The organism is Priestia sp. FSL R5-0597, assembly GCF_038006305.1.
Classification (GTDB): domain Bacteria; phylum Bacillota; class Bacilli; order Bacillales; family Bacillaceae_H; genus Priestia; species Priestia zanthoxyli.
On sequence record NZ_JBBOUZ010000001.1, the window covers coordinates 1,145,283 to 1,165,962 of the forward strand.

18 protein-coding genes are annotated in these 20,680 nt (G+C 41.1%); 15 read left to right on the forward strand and 3 right to left on the reverse strand.

The annotated features are described in order from the left end of the window. Window positions 1-42: 42 nt before the first annotated feature. Window positions 43-1,764 carry a pyruvate oxidase gene (locus MKX72_RS05825; protein ID WP_155008326.1) on the forward strand — a complete coding sequence of 574 codons (1,722 nt, stop codon included), beginning with the start codon at window positions 43-45 and terminating at the stop codon, window positions 1,762-1,764. A 43-nt stretch (window positions 1,765-1,807) separates the two neighbouring features. Further along, window positions 1,808-3,388: an FMN-binding glutamate synthase family protein gene (locus MKX72_RS05830; protein WP_155008325.1), complete on the forward strand. Its 1,581-nt coding sequence runs from the start codon at window positions 1,808-1,810 to the stop codon at window positions 3,386-3,388. A 24-nt stretch (window positions 3,389-3,412) separates the two neighbouring features. Here MKX72_RS05830 and MKX72_RS05835 read toward each other — a convergent pair whose 3' ends face one another. Beyond that, complete coding sequence (locus tag MKX72_RS05835; protein ID WP_095379802.1) at window positions 3,413-4,039, reverse strand: GntR family transcriptional regulator; 627 nt, start codon at window positions 4,037-4,039, stop codon at window positions 3,413-3,415. A 291-nt stretch (window positions 4,040-4,330) separates the two neighbouring features. Here MKX72_RS05835 and garR point away from each other — a divergent pair, with 291 nt between their 5' ends. The 4 genes from garR (at window position 4,331) to MKX72_RS05855 (ending at window position 8,753) form a co-directional block, all read left to right on the forward strand. Further along, window positions 4,331-5,233 carry a 2-hydroxy-3-oxopropionate reductase gene (gene garR / locus MKX72_RS05840; RefSeq protein WP_155008324.1) on the forward strand — a complete coding sequence of 301 codons (903 nt, stop codon included), beginning with the start codon at window positions 4,331-4,333 and terminating at the stop codon, window positions 5,231-5,233. Beyond that, window positions 5,230-6,669 carry a four-carbon acid sugar kinase family protein gene (locus tag MKX72_RS05845; RefSeq protein ID WP_155008323.1) on the forward strand — a complete coding sequence of 480 codons (1,440 nt, stop codon included), beginning with the start codon at window positions 5,230-5,232 and terminating at the stop codon, window positions 6,667-6,669. Before garR ends, MKX72_RS05845 begins: the two co-directional genes overlap by 4 nt. Before the next feature lie 106 nt (window positions 6,670-6,775). Next, window positions 6,776-8,134: a GntT/GntP/DsdX family permease gene (locus tag MKX72_RS05850; RefSeq protein ID WP_013055857.1), complete on the forward strand. Its 1,359-nt coding sequence runs from the start codon at window positions 6,776-6,778 to the stop codon at window positions 8,132-8,134. Window positions 8,135-8,273: 139 nt separating this feature from the next. Then, the gene (locus MKX72_RS05855) at window positions 8,274-8,753 is read left to right on the forward strand and encodes a competence protein ComK (RefSeq protein ID WP_155008322.1); all 480 of its coding nucleotides are present in this window, start codon (window positions 8,274-8,276) and stop codon (window positions 8,751-8,753) included. A gap of 101 nt (window positions 8,754-8,854) precedes the next feature. Here MKX72_RS05855 and MKX72_RS05860 read toward each other — a convergent pair whose 3' ends face one another. Next, entirely contained in the window at window positions 8,855-9,346 is a 492-nt protein-coding gene (locus tag MKX72_RS05860) for a sigma-70 family RNA polymerase sigma factor (protein ID WP_155008321.1), read from the reverse strand. A gap of 464 nt (window positions 9,347-9,810) precedes the next feature. Between MKX72_RS05860 and MKX72_RS05865 the strand changes: the two genes are divergently transcribed. From MKX72_RS05865 to MKX72_RS05890, 6 genes are all read left to right on the forward strand, one after another. Next, a complete protein-coding gene (locus MKX72_RS05865) occupies window positions 9,811-10,557 on the forward strand; it encodes an SGNH/GDSL hydrolase family protein (RefSeq protein ID WP_155008320.1) in 747 nt (248 codons plus the stop codon). Window positions 10,558-10,711: 154 nt separating this feature from the next. Further along, the gene (locus MKX72_RS05870) at window positions 10,712-11,971 is read left to right on the forward strand and encodes a cellulase family glycosylhydrolase (RefSeq protein ID WP_155008319.1); all 1,260 of its coding nucleotides are present in this window, start codon (window positions 10,712-10,714) and stop codon (window positions 11,969-11,971) included. 229 nt (window positions 11,972-12,200) lie between these two features. Next, a complete protein-coding gene (gene nirB, locus MKX72_RS05875; protein WP_155008318.1) occupies window positions 12,201-14,615 on the forward strand; it encodes a nitrite reductase large subunit NirB in 2,415 nt (804 codons plus the stop codon). A gap of 18 nt (window positions 14,616-14,633) precedes the next feature. Further along, on the forward strand, window positions 14,634-14,960 hold the full coding sequence (gene nirD, locus MKX72_RS05880; RefSeq protein ID WP_013055862.1) for a nitrite reductase small subunit NirD: 327 nt from the start codon (window positions 14,634-14,636) through the stop codon (window positions 14,958-14,960). 71 nt (window positions 14,961-15,031) lie between these two features. Then, on the forward strand, window positions 15,032-15,802 hold the full coding sequence (gene cobA / locus MKX72_RS05885; protein WP_155008317.1) for a uroporphyrinogen-III C-methyltransferase: 771 nt from the start codon (window positions 15,032-15,034) through the stop codon (window positions 15,800-15,802). A gap of 24 nt (window positions 15,803-15,826) precedes the next feature. Continuing rightward, window positions 15,827-16,663: a formate/nitrite transporter family protein gene (locus MKX72_RS05890; RefSeq protein WP_155008316.1), complete on the forward strand. Its 837-nt coding sequence runs from the start codon at window positions 15,827-15,829 to the stop codon at window positions 16,661-16,663. A 217-nt stretch (window positions 16,664-16,880) separates the two neighbouring features. On the opposite strand, the gene MKX72_RS05895 is transcribed toward MKX72_RS05890, so the two are convergent. Then, window positions 16,881-17,207: a cyclic-phosphate processing receiver domain-containing protein gene (locus tag MKX72_RS05895; protein WP_014461165.1), complete on the reverse strand. Its 327-nt coding sequence runs from the start codon at window positions 17,205-17,207 to the stop codon at window positions 16,881-16,883. Between the two features lie 455 nt (window positions 17,208-17,662). Here MKX72_RS05895 and MKX72_RS05900 point away from each other — a divergent pair, with 455 nt between their 5' ends. The 3 genes from MKX72_RS05900 (at window position 17,663) to MKX72_RS05910 (ending at window position 20,661) form a co-directional block, all read left to right on the forward strand. Further along, entirely contained in the window at window positions 17,663-18,640 is a 978-nt protein-coding gene (locus MKX72_RS05900; protein ID WP_340758927.1) for a carbohydrate kinase family protein, read from the forward strand. A 454-nt stretch (window positions 18,641-19,094) separates the two neighbouring features. Next, window positions 19,095-19,958, forward strand: a complete 864-nt coding sequence (locus MKX72_RS05905; RefSeq protein WP_014461163.1) for a GRP family sugar transporter — start codon at window positions 19,095-19,097, stop codon at window positions 19,956-19,958. 256 nt (window positions 19,959-20,214) lie between these two features. Beyond that, window positions 20,215-20,661 (forward strand): VOC family protein, encoded by a 447-nt coding sequence (locus MKX72_RS05910; RefSeq protein ID WP_063247652.1) that lies wholly within the window; start codon window positions 20,215-20,217, stop codon window positions 20,659-20,661. The last annotated feature ends 19 nt before the right edge of the window (window positions 20,662-20,680 follow it).

The following is a 20,680-nucleotide window of genomic DNA, read 5'->3' on the forward strand; positions in this document are numbered from 1 at the left end:
TGGTATGGAATAGAAACAAAGTTAAAGAAAGGAAGGCTGAATATGATAAAAACTACAGCTGGAAAGGCAGCTATGTCGGTATTAAAAGAATGGAAGATCGATCACATTTTCGGTATGCCGGGAGATTCAATCAATCATTTTATGGACAATCTGCGAAGTGAAAAAGATGAAATTGAGTTTATTCAAGTCCGTCACGAGGAAGTAGGCGCACTTGCGGCATCTTCTTACGCTAAGATTACAGGCAAAATCGGCGTATGTCTGTCGATTGGAGGGCCGGGTGCGATTCACTTGTTAAACGGCTTATATGATGCCAAAGCAGATGGTGCACCAGTGCTAGTGCTAGCGGGACAGGTGCCACGCGCGAAGCTTGGCAATGAATCATTTCAAGAAGTAAACTTAGAACGCGTTTTTGACGATGTGTCGGTGTTTAATCACCGAGTAGATTCGCCTGAATCATTTCCTCATCTGCTGCAGCAAGCGATTCGAACGGCTTATGCAAAAAAAGGTGTAGCGGTTCTAGTCATTCCAGATGATATTCCGTCTTCAACGATTAAAATTGACTCAAAAACACCAACTGCGAATGTATCAAAAACCATTTCTCACAGTGACCCAGAAGATGTAGCTAAAGCGCTTTTAGCGATTAAATACGCTAAGAAACCAGTTATTTTGGCAGGAACAGGTGCCAAACACGCCAAGCTTGAGTTAGCGCAGTTTGCAGAAAAAATTGCGGCACCGATTATCTTTACGCTTCCGGGTAAAGGAATACTGCCTGATCACCACCCTTATAATCTAGGGCAGCTCGGTCAAATTGGGACAAAGCCGGCGTATGAAGCGATGGAAGAAACCGATTTGCTGATTATGATTGGAACTTCGTTTCCATACCGTGAGTTTTTACCGGACGGGGTTGAAGCGATTCAGCTGGACTCTGACGCTACACAAATCGGCAGACGCTATCCTGTATCGATTGGATTAGTCGGAGACTCTAAAACGACGCTCTCCCAGCTTGCGCATAATTTAGATTATCAAGAAAATCGCCGTTTCTTAGAAGAGTGTCAAGTTAATATGGAAAACTGGTGGAAGCACGTAGAAAAAGAAGAAAACGAAGTGAGCACGCCAATCAAGCCGCAGCAAGTTATTCCTAAGCTGCAAAAAATCGTAGATGATGATGCGATTGTATCTGTTGATGTCGGGAACGTGACGGTATGGATGGCGAGACATTTCCGCATGACAAATCAAAAATTTGTGATTTCAAGCTGGCTGGCAACGATGGGCTGCGGACTTCCGGCTGCGATTGCAGGAAAGCTTGCTCATCCTGAAAAACAATCGGTAGCCGTATGCGGTGACGGAGGCTTTACGATGGTCATGCAAGACTTTGTAACGGCTGTGAAGTATAAGCTGCCGATTGTTGTCGTCGTCCTTAATAACAGTGAAATCGGCATGATTAAATATGAACAAGCCATTCAAGGTCACTTGGATTACCAAACGCAGCTTGGTGAAATGAACTTTGCGAAGTTCGCTGAATCATGCGGAGGAATCGGCTACCGCGTTGAAAAATACGAAGAGCTCGAAACCGCTTTTGAAAAAGCAGCGCTGGCGAATGTTCCTGTTGTGATTGATGTCGTTGTTGCGGATGAACCGCCGCTTCCAGGCAAAATTTCATTTGGACAAGCGGCAAATTACTCGAAGCATATCATGAAAAAGTTCTTTAAAGAACATGAGCTCGAAATGCCGCCTCTTCGTAAAGGACTAAGCAGAATGCTTTAATCAGTGACTCTCCTTACAGGAGAGTCTTTTTAGGAGGGATATCATGGGAGTGTTTGAAATCATTTTACTTATTTTTGGAGCGGTCATGATGCTTGTCATTATCGTGCCGGTTATTGTTGCGGTTATCCTTTGGATGAAAGATGAAAAGCAAGAAGAGCATTCGGTTTTGAGAAACTATCCGCTGCTTGGGAAAATGCGCTATATTTTTGAGAAAATGGGGCCTGAACTGCGTCAGTATTTATTTTTAAATAATAACGAAGGCAAGCCGTTTTCTAGAAATCAATACGAGCAAACCGTTAAGTCGGGTAAATACCTCAACCGAATGATGGGGTTTGGCTCAGAGCGTGATTTTAGCGAACCGGGCTATTATATTCGAAACGCGGTGTTTCCAAAGCAGCGCGATGAAATGAAAGCGGATAATACGACAAAAGTTAAAACAAAAGTATATAAAATGGACGCGGATAATTTATTTAGCCGAAGAGAGCACCGAGAAGAAAAAGAAGCGGATCCGTTTTATTTGCAGGATGAAGAGGCGGTCGTTATAGGGCCTTCATGCAAAAATCCCTTTGTTGTAAAAGGATTAATCGGTCAATCAGGCATGAGCTTTGGAGCGCTTGGTGACCATGCGATTACCGCTTTATCCCTAGGATTAGGTCGAGCAGGCGGCACGTGGATGAACACGGGAGAAGGAGGCCTGTCACCGTATCATTTAAAAGGAAATGTGGATATCATTTTTCAAATTGGTCCCGGGCTTTTTGGCGTCCGGACAAAAGAAGGCGAATTTTCATGGGAAGAGTTTAAAAAGAAAAGTGAAATGAAACAAATCAAAGCGTTTGAAATTAAGCTTGCCCAAGGAGCCAAAACGCGAGGCGGTCACGTAGACGGTTCAAAAGTAACGGAAGAAATCGCCGAAATCCGCAACTTAAAGCCGGGAAAATCGGTAGACAGCCCCAACCGTTTCAAAGAGTTCGCTTCGTATCCTGAAATGTTCCAGTTTATTGAAAAACTTCGAGATGTAGGCGGCAAGCCAGTAGGCATTAAAATGGTTGTCGGCAACACAAACGACCTTGAAGAAATGGCGGCGTATATGAAAGAGACGGGAAGCGGTCCTGACTTTATTACGATCGACGGAGCAGAAGGAGGAACAGGGGCATCGTTTCAAGAATTAGCAGATGGAGCCGGCGTACCGCTGTTTTCAGGCCTTCCTTTTGTGGATGAACTGCTTAAAAAATATGGAGTTCGCGATGAAGTGAAGCTTTTTGCATCGGGTAAGCTGTTAACGGCTGATAAAATTGCGACGGCTTTATCACTGGGTGCTGACTGCGTTAATATTGCCAGAGGCTTTATGTTTTCTGTTGGCTGTATTCAAGCGCAGGTTTGTCACAATAACAGGTGTCCCGTGGGCGTAGCGACAACAGATCCAAAGCTGCAAAAAGCGCTTATTATTGAAGAAAAGTCATACCGCGTGTGCAACTACGTGCTGTCATTACGTGAAGGATTGTTTAATTTAGCCGCAGCTGCCGGTATTGATTCACCGGCAAAGTTTTCAAAGAAGCACGTGGTGTTCAAAAACAGCAGCGGACAGTTAGCTGATATTTCTACAAAGGAAAAGATGTACGTATAAAAAAGCTGCCAATCGGCAGCTTTTTTATTGTCTTCTTTGAAGTAAATGCAGGCAAAACTCTAAGTCTTTTTGAAGGTGTTCCTGCATTAACGCTTCAGCTTTTTCAGCATTGCGTTCTTTAATAGCGTTATAAATGTCTTCGTGTTCGTCAATTAAAAATGGGCGGTTGTAAAAAACCACGGTATGACGGAACAAGTAAATGATGGACTGCATGCGGTCGATAATATTAATCATTACGTCATTGTTGCTTGCGTTCACAATAATAGCGTGAAAACGTTCATTCGCGCTCATAATGTCTTCAAACGAGCCGTTTCTTCCGATGTCTACGCATTCCTTTAACTCTTCTAATTCGTTATCAGACAAAAAAGTTGCCGCAGCTTTAGAAGCTGAGCCTTCTAGCAGCATTCGCACTTCAAACAAGTTGCGCAAATCTTTTTCTGTCGGCGACACCACTTTTTTTCGGACAATCAGTCCTTCATATTCTAAGCGTCTGATGGAATCACGAATCGGCGTTCGGCTGAATCCAAGCTCGCTCGCTAATTTTTCTTCGACGATTTTTGTACCGCCTTCAAGCTCACCGTTTAAAATTTTATCTCGAATCATCTCATAAGAAGGGTGATGAGACGAACGAGAACCTTGATTTCTTAACATACTCTACTTCACCTCTAGCATTCGACACGAGAAAATCTCGTCTCTTTCTCTCTTTATTTTTAATCATTTTGTACGCGTATACCCAAATCATACTATAACTTGTGAAAAGGTGGGACGGAAAGTTTCGCTTTTAGAAATAAATTTCATTTAAAAAAAGGCTAGACAAATAAATAGAATGCGAATATGATGAGTGTATACAAAATTATCAGAAATGTATACAAAAAATATTTTAACGTATACATTTTTTTAAAACGCATTTGAAAACGTATACAACAAGGGGAGGAAACGAAAATGACAAAACGCGTTGGATTTATTGGACTTGGAATTATGGGAAAACCGATGACGCTCAATTTATTAAAAGCAGGCTTTGAGGTAACGGTTTACGATATTAATAAAGCAGCAGTGGAAGAAGTGAAAGCAGCAGGAGGATTTGGAGCAGAAAGCCTTGCTGAAGTTGCGGTGAACAGCGACGTGATGATCACGATGCTTCCAGCTTCACATCATGTAAAAAGCGTAGTACTTGGAGAAGAAGGGTTAATTCATAGCGCAAAAGAAGGAAGCGTTATCATCGATATGAGTTCCATTTCACCGGTAGCATCAAAAGCAATTGCGGCTGAACTTGCACAAAAAGGAATTCACATGCTAGACGCTCCGGTTAGCGGAGGAGAGCCAAAAGCAATTGACGGCACGCTTGCGATTATGGTCGGAGGAAACGAACACATCTTTGAGAGCGTTTCACCTATCCTTCATGCGATGGGAGCAGAGGTAACGCTTGTTGGTGATAATGGAAGCGGCGTAACGGCTAAGCTTGCAAACCAAGTGATTGTAAACTTAAATATTGCAGCGATGTCTGAAGCACTTGTACTAGCAGCCAAAGCAGGCATTGACGTTGAAAAAATGTATCAAGCGATTCGCGGCGGATTAGCAGGAAGCGCTGTATTAGATGCAAAAGTGCCGCTTATTTTAGACCGCAACTTTGTAGCAGGCGGACGCATTGATATTAACTTAAAAGATATGACAAACGTGATGGAAACGGCTCATGACATTGGCGTACCGCTTCCGCTTTCAAGTCAGCTTGTGGAAATTTTCCACGCGTTAAAAGTAGACGGAAAAGCAAGCGATGATCACGGCGGAATTGTGCAGTACTATGAAAAATTAGCAAACGTTGAAGTGAAAAAGAAGGTGGAAGCATGATTAAACAACAGGAAAAGCGTCTTGTAAGCGATGTATTTACAAACATTCCAGCGGTCGATGAAGCACTTGTGCAAAAAATGCTCGACGAAGAGCTTCTGACGTTCAACCAAAAAATCATTGTGTTAGACGATGATCCAACGGGTGTTCAAACGGTTAACGGTATTTCCGTGTACACAGACTGGAGCAAAGACAGCATTAAGCAAGGGTTTTTAGAAGAAAACTCCATGTTTTTTATTCTAACAAATTCACGCGGATTTACCGCTTCTGAAACGGAAAAAGCCCACGCGGACATTGCCGCTGTTATTACAGAGGTAGCAGGTGAACTAAATAAAGAGTTTTTAATTATCAGCAGAGGTGATTCAACTCTTCGCGGTCACTATCCGTTAGAAACGGAAGTATTAAAGAAAACCGTTGAACAGCACTCAAACCAAGTGCTTGACGGCGAAGTGATCTTTCCTTTCTTTAAAGAAGGCGGACGATTCACAGTTGATAACATTCACTACGTGCAAGATGAAGACTACTTAGTGCCGGCAGGAGAAACGGAGTTTGCAAAAGACCGTACGTTTGGCTACAGTAAGTCTCATTTAGGCGAGTGGGTGGAAGAAAAGTCAGAAGGAAAATTTAAAGCAAGTCATACGACATATATTTCGCTCGAAAGCATTCGTGCACTTGATTTAGTGACGATCACAAATCAGTTAATGGAAGTGAAAGACTTTAACAAAGTAGTCGTGAACGCAGTGGATTATGTGGACGTAAAAGTTGTGACGATTGCACTTCTTCGCGCGATGAAGCTTGGAAAGCATTTTATGTATCGAAGCGCTGCAGCTTTAACAAAAGTGATGGGCGGCGTGAGCGACAAAGACCTTTTAACAAAAGAAGAGCTCATTAAAGAAAAGTCGTCAAACGGCGGATTAATTATGGTTGGTTCACACGTCAAAAAAACAACGGAGCAGTTAGAAGAATTAAAGAAATGCAGCTTCATTGAATTTATTGAATTTGACTGTCATCTTGTCTTAGAACCTGAAAAGTTTGAAGAAGAAGTGAACCGTATTATCAATGAAGCAGAGAAGCTTATTTCCAAAGGTCAAACGGTAGCCGTCTATACAAGACGCGAGCGCTTAGATCTTGGCGAAGGCAAAAAAGAAGAAGAGCTTAAATTATCGGTGAAAATTTCAGATGCGGTTACAAGCATTGTTCGCCGCTTAAACGTTCGTCCAAACTTTATCGTCGCAAAAGGCGGCATTACGTCAAGTGATATTGGTGTAAACGGATTGTCTGTAAAGCGTGCGACGGTTGCTGGACAAATCAAGCCGGGCATTCCAGTATGGGTAACGGGAGAGGAAAGCAAGTTTCCAGGCATTGCGTACATCATTTTCCCTGGAAACGTCGGAGCCAAAACAACGCTTCGTGAAACGGTTGAATTACTAAGTAAATAGAAAGAAGTGAACGTACGAGGTGCGTTCACTTTAGAAAATATTTGAAAGCGTATACATTATTTGGATGTACGTACATGAAAAATGGTCACACTAAGGGGATGAACATATGAATTCAGTATTTGGATTAAGTCATGAAGCAAGTCTTTTGCTGTATGCGATTGTATCGATTGTTGGACTAATCTTTTTAATTGCTAAGTTTAAAACAAATCCGTTCGTAGCGCTGATTGTTGCGGCTTTGTTTATGGGTCTTATTTCAGGAATGAAGCTGCCTGATATCGTAACGGCTTTCCAAGAAGGCGTAGCGAGCGTCTTAGGGTTTATCGCGATTGTTCTTGGTCTTGGAACGATGTTAGGTAAAATGATGGCAGAGTCAGGCGGAGCTGAGCGTATTGCCCGCACGTTAATTAAAGTATTCGGTGAAAAGAACGTACACTGGGCCATGATGGTTGTAGCCGTTATTTGCGGGATCCCGGTCTTCTTCCAAGTTGGTGTTGTATTATTAATTCCGCTTGTGTTTGTAATTGCCAAGCATACGGGTACGTCACTTATTAAAATTGGTTTATCATTAATTGCCGGTTTAGCCGTTGTTCACAGTTTAGTACCTCCGCACCCGGCAGCGATGCTAGCGGTGGATATCTTCAAAGCAGATTTAGGTAAAACGATTTTGTATTCATTAGTTGTGGCATTCCCAGCTGCAGCAGTGGCAGGTCCTATTTACGGATCGTTCATTTCACGCCGTGTTCACGTAGAGCCAACGGGTGAAATTATGGAGCAGTTCACAGAGTCGAAGCATAAAGATCTTCCTGGTTTCGGCATTACGTTATTCACGATTTTACTTCCAGTACTATTAATGCTTTTAGCAACAATTACTGGGTTTGTTTATCCAGAAACAAGTACGATTCGCTATGTAACAAACTTTATCGGAAGTCCAATCGTAGCGCTGTTAATTTCGCTAGTGTTTGCTTTTTATTCGTTCGGTTTTGCAAGAGGATACAACAAAGACGATTTATTAAAATTCACAAACGAATGTCTTGGACCCGTTGCTTCGATCATTTTAATCATCGGTGCAGGCGGCGGTTTTAATAAAATTTTAACAGCAAGCGGTGTAGGTGACGCGATTGCAGGATTTGCTCAAGATGCACATCTTTCTCCTATCGTACTAGCGTTTGTAATTGCCGGGTTAATTCGTGCAGCAGTTGGTTCAGCAACAGTAGCCATGACCACAGCAGCAGGTATTGTCGCACCAATTGCAGCAACCATGCCAAACGTAAGCCCAGAGCTGCTAGTACTGGCAACAGGCGCAGGTTCTGTAATGCTATCGCACGTAAATGATTCTGGCTTCTGGTTAATCAAAGAATTCTTCAACATGTCAGTGGCTCAAACGTTAAAAACGTGGACAGTGATGGAAACGATTCTATCATTTGCGGCGTTTGCAATGGTTCTTATTTTAGACATTTTTATTTAAAAGAAAGGCGCTGGCTTCAGCGCTTTTTTCTTTGGATATTAAATATATTCAAAACATTTCAAATAATGAGAAAAAAAGACTGGATTTTTCCCGTTTCGATAGTATAGAATAGTTATAAAGTAGCAAAGGGGGTAGATGTATGACAAATGATGAAAACTATCAAGTTGGTTTGACGACAAAAGCATTGATTCCAGTGAACGACCCTATACACTGCACAAAGGTGCTGGATGAAGCAGGAGAATACATGCTAAGAAAGACGTGTAAGCAATTATTAGAAGAAGCGTGTATTCGAGAGTTAAGTACATTTAAAGGATCCATTGCCGCTGTTCGAAAACTATTTCCCTATAAACAGCTTACACCTCTTGTCATTAGTCGTTCACAAGCGATTATTGCGTTTCCTACATCTTCGCCCAATGACTACAGCTGCGCTTGGATTTTCTCCTCTCACGTTCATACTTCACATACGCTTGCTACAGTTGATCCAGCCTCCATGCTAATTCACTTCAAAGATGGAACGTTCATTCCAGTGAAGCTTTCTTATTATAGTTTAGAAAAAAAGCTGGCCAGAGCGGCTGTTATTCGTAATTACTGTTTAGAAAGTCCGGTTGTCTTGGCATAATGCGTTCGATTTATCGAATAAACTTGTCCTACATATGAACAATTGTTTGGACTACACATATGAACCGAAGGAGGAAGCTTATCATAAGCTTCCTCCTTTTCTTAATCCTGAAGAAGCGAGGCCTTTAGCTTTTTGCGAGCTGCTTTTCCCCAGTTTTTAACGGCTCCTGTGGAGACTCCGTATTTATAGGAAATATCTTTATACGGATAGCCTTCTAGCAGATGTTCGATTACATAGATTTTTTCTCTCCCAGTTAAGTGTTCGATATGCTGCTTGATGATTTCACTTTCTAGGGGAACGGGAAGAGCGTGATCTTCGTTTAGTGAAAGTAGGTTCTGCTCAGCTGGTGTTTCCCGTTCTTCGTATAAAATGGTGCCTTTTAAATGAGAAAGGATCGTACCGCGCACGGTTGTGTAGGCATAAGCGGAAAAAGAGCCTTTGCTTTCGTCAAATTTTTGATACGCTCTCCATAAACCAATTAACGCAATTTGATAATATTCGTCGTAGTCTTTGTAAATATGAAATTTTTTAATCATCGACACAATTAATGGATGAAAAGATGAAGCGATTTGATCAAACGAGCTTTTTTGCATGTAGCATTCCTTTTTCAAAAACGCGTTTTTGTTGTATTCCGCCGGTATCTCTACTGTACAAGGGGAAGATCACATGTGCGAATGAACGTACATTATGTTTTCTTTTTAAGAAACGTGACGTAATTTCCCCGGAAACTTCACGTTTCGCTAGGAAATATGCGAAGTATACGTGTATTTGTAGAGATTTTACGTACGAAAGGTCCCCCATTCCAATTTCTACTAATCTATACTATTTATATATCGATGTAGCAACTCTACCATCACGGAAGAGCGGTGATGGTAGAGTTGCTAGACCTAAGCGGCAGTCACCCTCCCTTGCGGGTTTGAGCCTGCCGCATATGTGAACCTTTTTGGGCAAATTCAGTGAAGTATTTTTGTGGTTGTCCTTTTGTGTTTTCTATTGAATGTAAGTTGGGTGGGCAGAATATAGTTGGTTTTTAAAAAGTGGGTAAAGGGGAGATTGAATGAAGGCGATGGTTGGGGTAAATGTGGCGGCGGCTGTTTTGTGCGGCGCGGTGATGTATGCGGGGACGCAGCACTGGCAGGAGCAAACGGAAGCGCAGGCAAGTGAAGTGAAGTCGGCTGTTGTACATAAAGAAAAACAGTTTTCTGATGTATCTGCTTATACAAAAAATCTTCCAGACTTTATTACAAAGCAAATTGAGTCGTCTGTCGCAAATAAAAAACCTCTGACTCTTGTGGTTGCCACATCCGCAAAGGAAGCAGGGTGGCCTCAGCAGTTAAAAAAAGAACTAGCAGCTACATATGGACGTGATGTATTTACGGTCAAAACACTTTCATATGGTAACGGGACAACCGATGAGCTTTTATCCTCACACATTGCCGATCAAATTGATCAACTTCAGCCAAACATTATTCTGTTTGAAGTACCTCTTAAAAATGATTATCAGCACCTTACGCTAGATGAGACGCTTGAAAATACAGACAAGCTAATTCATCAGCTCAAAGACTTGAAAAAGACCCTTATGGTTCAGCCTTCACAGCCATATATTTCACAAACCGAGTCCTACGAAGAAGGGGTAGAAGCGATCAGGGGAGTATCTGAAGCAAACTGGTTATATTATATGAATCACTCGCTCATTTGGCCGTTTCATTTAGGAGAGTATATCAATAAAGACAGCGGGAATTTAACGAAAAAAGGAAATGAAGTGTGGGGAGAGTATGTTGTGAATTGGTTTACGGGAAAATGAAAAGAGGACAAGTATATCCTCTTTTTATTTTGCAAAAATTTTCTTTTTTGTTCTATGTTTTTAGCCTATTTTATGAAGTAAAATAGACTCATAAAGCAAAAAAAGGCATAAAATGAAAAGTTTTGATGCTTGAAAATATTTAAGGGGGGGACACATGAAAAATAAGAAAAAGCGTTTGATTTTCATTGGATTTTTTATTTTATTTCTTCTTTTCTTAAGTTTTAAATTTAGAACTCAAGAAGAATCTCTTAAGCCCAATAATATAAAAATAGGAGATAGTTTAGGTGTTAGTATTCATAGGGATGTTACTGAAAATGATATGAAAAATATCGCGAACGCTGGGTTTAAGTGGGTAAGAATAGATATCTTTTGGGAAAGAGTCGAAACAAAAAAAGGAAAATATGATTTTGAAAAAACAGGATATGATCAAATTAATAATTGGATCAAGAAGTATGATTTAAAACCATACTACATATTAACGTATAGTAATCCTCTTTATGAGAAGCAGAGATCTATTACAACACCTGAAGGCAGAGCAGCGTTTGCTAAGTTTGCAGATGCTACAGTTAAGCATTATAAAAACCAAGAGGGGATTTGGGAAATATGGAATGAGCCTAATACGGAAACCTTTTGGAACCCCCAACCTAGCTATGAAAACTATGTGAAGCTTGTGAAAAAAACTGCACCAGTTATCCGAAAAGAAGATCCTCATAGCCTTATAGTAGGACCTGCCCTCTCTGGAACTCATAGAACATCTCTTAGGTGGTTAGATAAAACGTTCAGCTACCACTTGCTTGATTATATCGATGCAGTTTCTGTTCATCCATATAGAGACGATGATCCTGAAACAGTTGCTGGAGATTATCAGAAAATAAAAGCGATGATACAAGATTATACGTATAAACGTATTCAATTATTTGCAGGGGAATGGGGTTATTCAATGGCTCCTAAACCTAATAGGAAAATTAGTGAAATGAAGCAAGCTGAGTACTACACACGAATGATGTTAATTAATCGATGGGAAAATATTGGTTTGAGTGTATGGTACGATTGGAAGAATGACGGATATGATGAAAATGAAAAAGAGCATAATTTTGGAGTTATGTGGTACAGTGGTAACCCAAAACTTACGTATTTAGCTGCTCAAACACTGAGCGCAAATCTAAAAGATTATCATTTTGTGAAAAAGTACTCTTTAAAAAATAGTGATGACTATTTGCTTGAATTTCGCAATTCTACTGAAAAAAAAGCGCTTGTGTATTGGACTAGAGACTCCAATCATAATTCAAAAATTACTTTGAAGAGCGGCAAGGGTAAAGTTATTTCAATGCTGGGAGCACAAAGGGAAGTTGAGTGGACAGATGGAATTGATCTTAATTTTTCGACGAGCCCAAACTATTTATTTATTGATTAATGTATAGATGTTGTCATATAACCTGAAGAAAATAACCGACTCTTATCGGTTATTTTTTTTGCTTGCTGTTAAAGCAATGGAATCGCATACATACCATTATAGTGTTAGATAACCTAACACATAAGTTGAACGATTCAGAAAATTCATATATCTTAAATGTATCTTTAAAGATGCATAGAAAATATATCTTTGAAACAAGCAGGTATAGACGCCAGGGGAGGAATGGAAGATGCAAAAAAAGAAACTCGTATTGATTGGAAATGGAATGGCTGGAGTTCGAGCGATTGAAGAAGTATTGAAGGTTTCAAACGAAGCGTTTGAAATTACGATTTTCGGAAGCGAGCCGCATCCGAACTATAATCGTATTTTACTATCAAAAGTGCTGCAAGGAGATACGAATGTTGAAGACATTACGTTAAACGATTGGAACTGGTATCAAGAAAACAATATTACATTATATACGGGCGAAACGGTTACGAGTATCGATTCAGTAAAAAAAGAAGTAGCGACAAACACCGGCAGAGTAGAATCATATGATGAATTAATTTTAGCAACGGGCTCTCTTCCTTTTATTCTTCCGATTCCAGGGTCTGATAAAAAAGGAGTTACGGCTTTTCGAGATATAAAAGACACGGATGAAATGCTGCAGGCTTCTCAGCAGTATAAAAAAGCAGCGGTTATTGGAGGCGGACTGCTTGGATTAGAAGCGGCGCGCGGACTGTTAAATTTGGGAATGGACGTATCTGTGATTCATTTAGCTCCGTATTTAATGGAACGTCAGCTCGATCCAACAGCGGGCAAACTGCTTCAAAACGAATTAGAAAAACAAGGCATGAAGTTTTTGCTTGAAAAACAAACGGCGGAAATCGTCGGCGATGAGCGAGTTGAAGGATTATCTTTTAAAGACGGGACGTTTTTAGAAGCTGATTTAGTCGTAATGGCCGTTGGAATTAAGCCAAATGTTCAGCTTGCAAAAGAAGCGGGACTTGACGTAAACCGAGGAATTGTTGTGAATGACTATATGCAAACGGATATTCCAAACATCTACGCGGTTGGAGAATGTGCAGAGCATAGAGGAATGGTATACGGACTGGTGGCACCTTTGTATGAACAAGGAAAAGCATTAGCAAAAGCGATTTGCGGGGCAGAAAAAGTGCCTTATGAAGGATCGGTTTTATCAACACAGCTAAAAGTATCAGGTGTTGAAGTGTTCTCGGCAGGAGACTTCACGGAAGATGAAGAGAAAAAAGCAATCAAAGTGTTCGATGAACAAGACGGCATTTATAAAAAACTTGTTTTGCGAGGCAATCAAATCGTAGGAGCCGTTCTTTTTGGAGACAGCAGCGACGGAAATCGACTGTTTTCAATGATACAAAAGCAAGAAGACGTATCGGATGTCGCAAAAGTGTCGATTTTACAGCCATCTGGCGCTAACGCGGGTGAAAGCTTAGTAGCAAGCATGAGTGCGGATGATATTATTTGCGGCTGTAACGGCGTCACAAAAGGTACGATTGTGGAAGCTATCCAAAAACAAGGATGCTCATCGGTTGATGAAATCAAAGCTTGTACAAGTGCGTCTCGCTCCTGCGGAGGATGTAAACCGCTTGTAGCGGAAGTGCTTCAGCATACTCTTGGCGCTGACTTTGACGCAGCGGCTCAAAAAGAAGCGATTTGCGGCTGTACGACTCTGTCACGAGATGAAGTTGTCGAAGAAATCAAAGCAAAAGGACTTTCGCATACGCGTGAAGTTATGAATGTACTTGGGTGGAATAATGAAGAAGGCTGTTCGAAATGCCGTCCGGCGCTGAATTATTATTTAGGTATGGTGAATCCAACCGGATACGTTGATGAACGTGAATCACGATTTGTGAATGAACGCATGCACGCAAATATTCAAAAAGACGGCACGTATTCTGTTGTTCCTCGCATGTACGGAGGCGTCACAAACGCAGAAGATTTACGAAAAATTGCAGATGTTGTTGATAAATATGAAATTCCGCTCGTAAAAGTGACGGGTGGTCAGCGTCTTGATTTGTTTGGTGTTAAAAAAGAAGATTTGCCTAGCGTATGGGAAGAGTTAGATATGCCTTCCGGCTACGCGTACGGTAAGTCGCTGCGAACGGTGAAAACATGCGTCGGCGAACAGTTTTGCCGTTTTGGAACGCAGGATTCAATGGGCGTTGGCATTGCGCTTGAGAAAAAATTTGAAGGACTATGGACGCCTCATAAAGTGAAAATGGCTGTATCTGCTTGTCCAAGAAGCTGTGCTGAGTCAGGCATTAAAGATATTGGCTTTATTGGAATTGACGGCGGCTGGGAAATTTACGTGGGCGGAAATGGAGGTACGCATCTTCGCGGCGGAGATTTGTTGTATAAAGTAAAAACAGACGAAGAATTGATGGACATTACAGGAGCTTATTTGCAGTATTACCGAGAAACGGCTAATTACTTAGAGCGTACATCTGCATGGATTGAGCGCATGGGACTTTCGCACATTCAGTCAGTGCTTGATGACGCTGAGACGAGAAGAGAGCTGAATATGCGTATGGACGAAGCGTTATCTACGTACCGTGATCCTTGGAAAGAAATCGTCGAAAGCAAAAAGACGAAAAAAGAGCTGTTCGAAACAGTTGTCACATCATAAAGCTGGGGGGAAATAAAGATGGTGAATAAAAACATTACAAAAGTATGCGTGGGGTCGATTCATGATTTTCCGGTAAGCCTTGGTAAAACAGTGAAAGTAAATGGAAAAGAAATTGCGGTGTTTAAGCTATCAAGCGGAAAAATACGGGCAATTGAAAACCGCTGTCCGCATAAAGGCGGGGTGCTAAGTGAAGGAATCGTGAGCGGCGACTCGGTGTTTTGTCCAATGCACGACTGGAAAATTTGCTTGCATGACGGTAACGTACAAGAGCCTGACAGCGGATGTGTAGACACGTACGAAGCGTCTGTTGAAGGAGATTTGCTGTATCTTTTAATTGAAGAATAAGTAACGGGGCGCGTTGATTTTCAACGCGCCATAAAAATTCAAGGGGACACACTAAAAGGAGCGAAGCAAAAATGAGAACAGGAAAAGTGTACATTGTAGGAGCCGGACCAGGAGATCCAGATTTGCTAACAATAAAAGCAGCCAAATGTTTAGAAAAAGCAGACGTTATTTTATATGACCGATTAGTGAACCCTGTTCTTCTTCAGTATGCAAAAGAAGGAACGGAACTCGTCTACTGCGGGAAAAAGCCTGGTGATCACTGCGTTTCTCAAGAGGTTATTCATGATTTGCTTGTATGCTACGCAAGAAAAGGAAACACCGTCGTCCGGTTAAAAGGCGGAGATCCGTTTATTTTCGGAAGAGGCGGGGAAGAAGCAGAAGTGCTCGTTCAAAACGGAATTCCGTTTGAAGTCGTTCCAGGAATTACAGCAGGCATCGCGGCACCGGCCTATGCTGGAATTCCTGTGACGCATCGGGAGCTCAGCCGTTCGTTTGCGGTTGTGACGGGACACTGCTTGAGCGGCAAGCCGGAAAGTATTCGCTGGGAGCATTTAGCAAAAGGAGTTGATACGCTTGCGATTTATATGGGCGTTAAAAACTTGCCTTATATTTGCCGTCAGCTTTTAGACGCGGGGAAAAGCGCGGATACGCCAGTCGCTCTTATTGAACAAGGCACGTCGGTTTATCAGCGCACGGTTACAGGAACGCTTGGCACAATTGTAGATACGGCTGCGGAGCAGCAAGTCAGCAATCCCGCGATGATTGTGATTGGTGAAGTGGTGAAGCAAGCTTCTGTTCTTTCGTGGTTTTTGGAAAAAACAGAAGAAAAAGTATGCGTCTAGTATGAATAAAAGGAGGAAACGCTTTTGTTTAAGAATTCACTGCAGTCAATGAATGAGTTAGCCCGTGAAAAAACGAAGCTTGTGAATGATCATTTGCTGAGTTATTTGCTGTTAGCTGTGCTAGCGGGTGCTTACGTGGGACTTGGCGTTATATTAGCTCTATCGGTAGGAGCGCCTTTAGCTTCTGCTTCTTTACCGGTCGTTTCTCTTGTGATGGGGTTATCTTTTGCTGTTGCTCTCCTGCTTGTTGTATTTGCAGGAGCTGAATTGTTTACGGGGAATCATATGGTTTATACGGTCAGTACGCTATCAGGGGTCACCACATGGAAAGATACGTTCAAAAACTGGACGTGGTGTTTTATCGGAAATGCGATAGGAGCGTTTGGGCTTTGTTTGTTAATTACCGGAACCGGTTTGTTTAAAGGAATTGAACCGAACCATTTACTCATGACGCTGGCAGCTAAAAAAATGAATTTGCCGGTTAGTGAATTGTTTTTTCGCGGCATCCTTTGTAACTGGCTTGTTTGTCTTGCGATTTGGACGGCTTCGCGCACTAAAAGCGATGCGGCAAAAATCATGCTTATTTTTTGGATGCTGTTTGCATTTGTTGCTTCAGGATACGAGCACAGCGTGGCAAATATGACGTTTCTTAGTCTGGCTTTATTGCTTCCGCATCCCGATGCGATTTCGGCTGCTGGACTATTTCATAATTTAATTCCTGTTACGCTCGGAAACATCGTAGGGGGAGGACTGTTTGTAGGAAGCCTCTACTGGTTTGTGAACGCTAGGCAGCTAAAAGAAGCTAAAAAGCAGCCGGCTTCTCTCTCAGCTGACTTGGATTCTGCTAAACTGTCTAAATAGCAAAAAAACCGCTCTTTGTACCATGTAGTCTGCTTTTAAAGCTATCATAACGGTATTTTAGAGCGGTTTTCTTCTATATAATATAAACTGCTTAAAGCGTATTCACATCTATACGTATCGAACAAGCAGTATTGTTCTTCATTTTATAGAAACAGGATGTCTGTGAGAATTGAATCCGAACAGATTCTGTTGAAATGAATGTGTGAGGGTGCAGATATCATCGAAGAGGCAGAGGGCATCTTAGAATTTTAATGTTGTTTGGCATTTTATGCTCTTTTTGAGCTTCTTTAAAGCAGTTGTACATTGCTTTGCTGCCTAAATGATTAGCGGAGTGAATCGTGATTCGATCGGCATATAAATGGTGTTTTACCATAAAATGCACGAGCATTAATCCATTCCGTGTCTTGCTGAGTAAATCGTGATCGAGTGACAAATGTTCAACATCGAATGATCTTAAAAGATCAATACATTCGTCAATCGTTTCGGCTAAAACATGACCGTCAGGGCATTTGCGATAGTCGTCTAGAAAAACATTGATTTTCATGACTGATTCTCCCTTCCTTGCCTTGTATTTAGTGTAACATACATAATGTCATATACCTACCTAAGTCTATTCGACACGTTTTAAGCTATTCCTTCTTAAATAGGGGTAAAAACACGAATTTTTATCATTATTTGCATATCTGAGGCGAATAAACAGGAAATAAGGAAAGAGATGTCGAACGAAAAGTGAATAGATAAACAGTTTAAACTGGAAATTAACTTTTTTTATTTTGTGATCTTTGTTTAACAAGGTCATTTAAATCCCAGATTTGACAAGGGATGGAAAAGGTTTAATGAATAAAAGATTGTGAGAAAAAAACGATAATTTGCGATTTTTTTAAAATAAATTGGAAATTTCTCTTTACGAAAAAGATGTTTGGGACGTATAATTTGATTTAAGGATTTTTTGGAACATAGTATGACAATATGACAAAAAAGAAAAGTAAGGTGAATAGAATGGGTAAGTTATTTAGTATCGGTGAAGTATTAATTGATATGATTCCAGCTCAAAAAGGTCTTCAATTGAAAGAAGTGGAATCGTTTACGCGTGTGCCAGGCGGAGCGCCGGCAAACGTTGCAGCAGTTGTTGCTACATACGGTAATGAGTCAGCGCTTATTACAAAAGTTGGAGAAGATGCGTTTGGAGACTTTCTAGTAGATACGCTTCGTGAAGTAGGAGTAGGTACTGATATGGTCTATCGTACAGAAGAAGCAAACACAGCTTTAGCTTTCGTTTCTCTGCGTGAAGACGGAGAAAGAGATTTCAGCTTCTATCGTAATCCTTCAGCAGATTTATTGTTAACGGAAGACGAAATTAACCCTGATTGGTTTGCAAGCAACGATCTTCTTCATTTCTGTTCGGTTGATTTAGTTGAAAGTCCTATGAAATACGCTCATATGAAAGCGATTAAAAGCATGAAAGAAAAAGGCGGAGTTATCAGCTTTGATCCAAATGTACGTCTTCCACTGTGGAAAGACCATGAGCTATGCCGTCAAACGATTTTAGAATTTATTCCTCAAGCGCACTTTGTCAAAATTTCAGACGACGAGCTAGCGTTTATCACAGGCATTGAAGATGAACAGCAAGCGATTCAGTCTCTATTTACAGGTGACGTTCAAGTAGTTGTGTTCACAAAAGGTGCAGAAGGCGCAACGCTTTATACAAAAGAAGCTGTCTATGAATCAAACGGTTACAAAGTAGCGGTTGTTGATACAACAGGTGCAGGAGATGCGTTTATTGGCGGATTCCTTTATCAGCTATTAAGCCGCGATGTGTCACAAGAAAACTTAACGGATATTCTTGACTCAGACCACGATGCTATTTTGCGCTTTGCCAATGCAAGCGGTGCCTTAACGACAACTGGAAAAGGTGCGATCAGTTCCATTCCAGCCAAAGAAGTAGTCGAGCAATTTTGTAAGCCTGTAGCTAACTAAAATGAAAAGGCTTTATCTCTTCTTATTTTCAATCAGCAGAGGCGTCCGTTTCTGCTGATTGCAGATCACATAAGAGGAAAAAGCGAGCTGCGGAGCAAGAAGAAAAAAATTTTTTCTGTTTTTAAAAAATAATCAAAAAAATTTCTAGCTAAATAATAAATGTTCGTGTTAGTATAATACGAGCAGCAAGAAATAGCAGTTTTACCACCATTTATGAAAACGTTATATATTTTTATCGATGTAGAAAATTTGATAGGACTAAAGAGCAGTCCTATCAAATTTTCTAGACCTAAGCGGTTGATGCCCCCCTTGCGGGGTAGGCATCATCCGCATAGGTGAACCTTTGGGGGAATATTCGAGGGGGAACAAGTCTGTAGCCCTTGGTAAAAAAAAGCAGCAGGTCGTTACATACGATGTACATAGATTAGAAATAGGAAAGTAGGTTAAGAGAAAGATGGATATTTTGCTAGGTGTTCTTCCTTCCGTTGCGTGGGGAAGCATGATTTTAGTTAGTATGAAGATGGGCGGTGGACCTTACAGTCAAACGCTTGGAACAATTATTGGAGCTTTAATCCTTTCATTTGTTCAGTTTATGATTGTTCAGCCGGTGTTAACGCCAACGCTTGTTATTGTCGGAATTGTTTCAGGTTTGTTCTGGTCAGTAGGTCAAAGTAATCAGTTTAAAAGTGTTCCATACCTTGGTGTTTCAAAGTCAATGCCGATTTCAACGGGTATGCAATTAGTATCAACAGCTCTTTTTGGTGTTATTGTATTTAAAGAATGGTCAACGCTTCAAACGATTGTGCTTGGATCTATTGCGATTCTTTTAATACTAGCAGGCGTTGTGCTTTCTTCATTAGACGGTAAAAAAGAAGGAGCACAAGGGACTCCAGGACAAACGAAAAAAGGAGTTATCACTCTTATCATTTCAAGTCTTGGATTCTTAGTTTACGTCGTTATCGCACGTATTTTCAACGTAGACGCATGGGCAGCACTATTCCCGCAAGCAATTGGTATGTTAATTGGCGGTTTAATCATTACATACAAACATAAGCCATTTAACAAATATACGATTCGTAATATCTTACCAGGTCTAATCTGGGCATCTGGAAACATGTTCTTATTCTTATCTCAATCAAGACTAGGCGTAGCAACAAGTTTTTCATTATCGCAAATGGGTATTGTTATTTCTATCTTTGGCGGTATTGTCTTCTTGGGAGAAAAGAAAACGAAGCGTCAATTGTTTTATGTATCTCTTGCGAGTGTACTGATTATTTCAGGCGGCATCTGCATAGGCCTCGCAAAAGCCCACGCTTAATATATCGATGTAGAAAAACCCCCATGGCTAGAGTGCAGCCATGGGGGTTTTTCTAGACCTAAGGTTTTGAGGCACCCCTTGCGGGGTAGCCTCAAAACCTTAGTTAAAGTCAAATCCATAGTGCTCTTGGAGATTTCCAAGCTGTACGTTTGTGTGAGTGTTTCTCGTTCTTAAGTATGATTGTTTTTCATTCTTTGTTAGGAAGCTGTTTGGTGTGAAATGGCTTATAGTAGTAGGAAAGGATGGGGGAGAGGCTATGATTAAGAGTATTTATGAGACGCATGTGCAGGTTCGGAGTTTGGAGGATTCGATTGAGTTTTATAGACATCTTGGGCTGACGTTTGTTCATAAAATTGAAGAGCGGCGCTGTGCTTTTTTCTTTGTTGGGGAACAAAAGCAAATGCTTGGTCTTTGGGAAACAGACGAAAAAGAGTTGAAAAGAAGTCACTTTGCTTTTGGAATTGAAGCCGCAGATATTCATGAAGCGTTAACGTGGCTGCGTTCAAAAGGTATTGAACCTGAAGAAACGTCGTTTGGAAAGCCGCAGACAGAGCCAATTGTTCATACGTGGATGCCGGCGGCTTGCGTGTACTTTAATGACCCTGACGGTAACAGCTTGGAGTTAATTACGCTTTTGAATGATGAGCCTGTCGTATCTAAGGATTTTCCGTATTTAAGTGAATGGAACATGAAACAGCAGTGAAAACTGCTGTTTTTTTGTG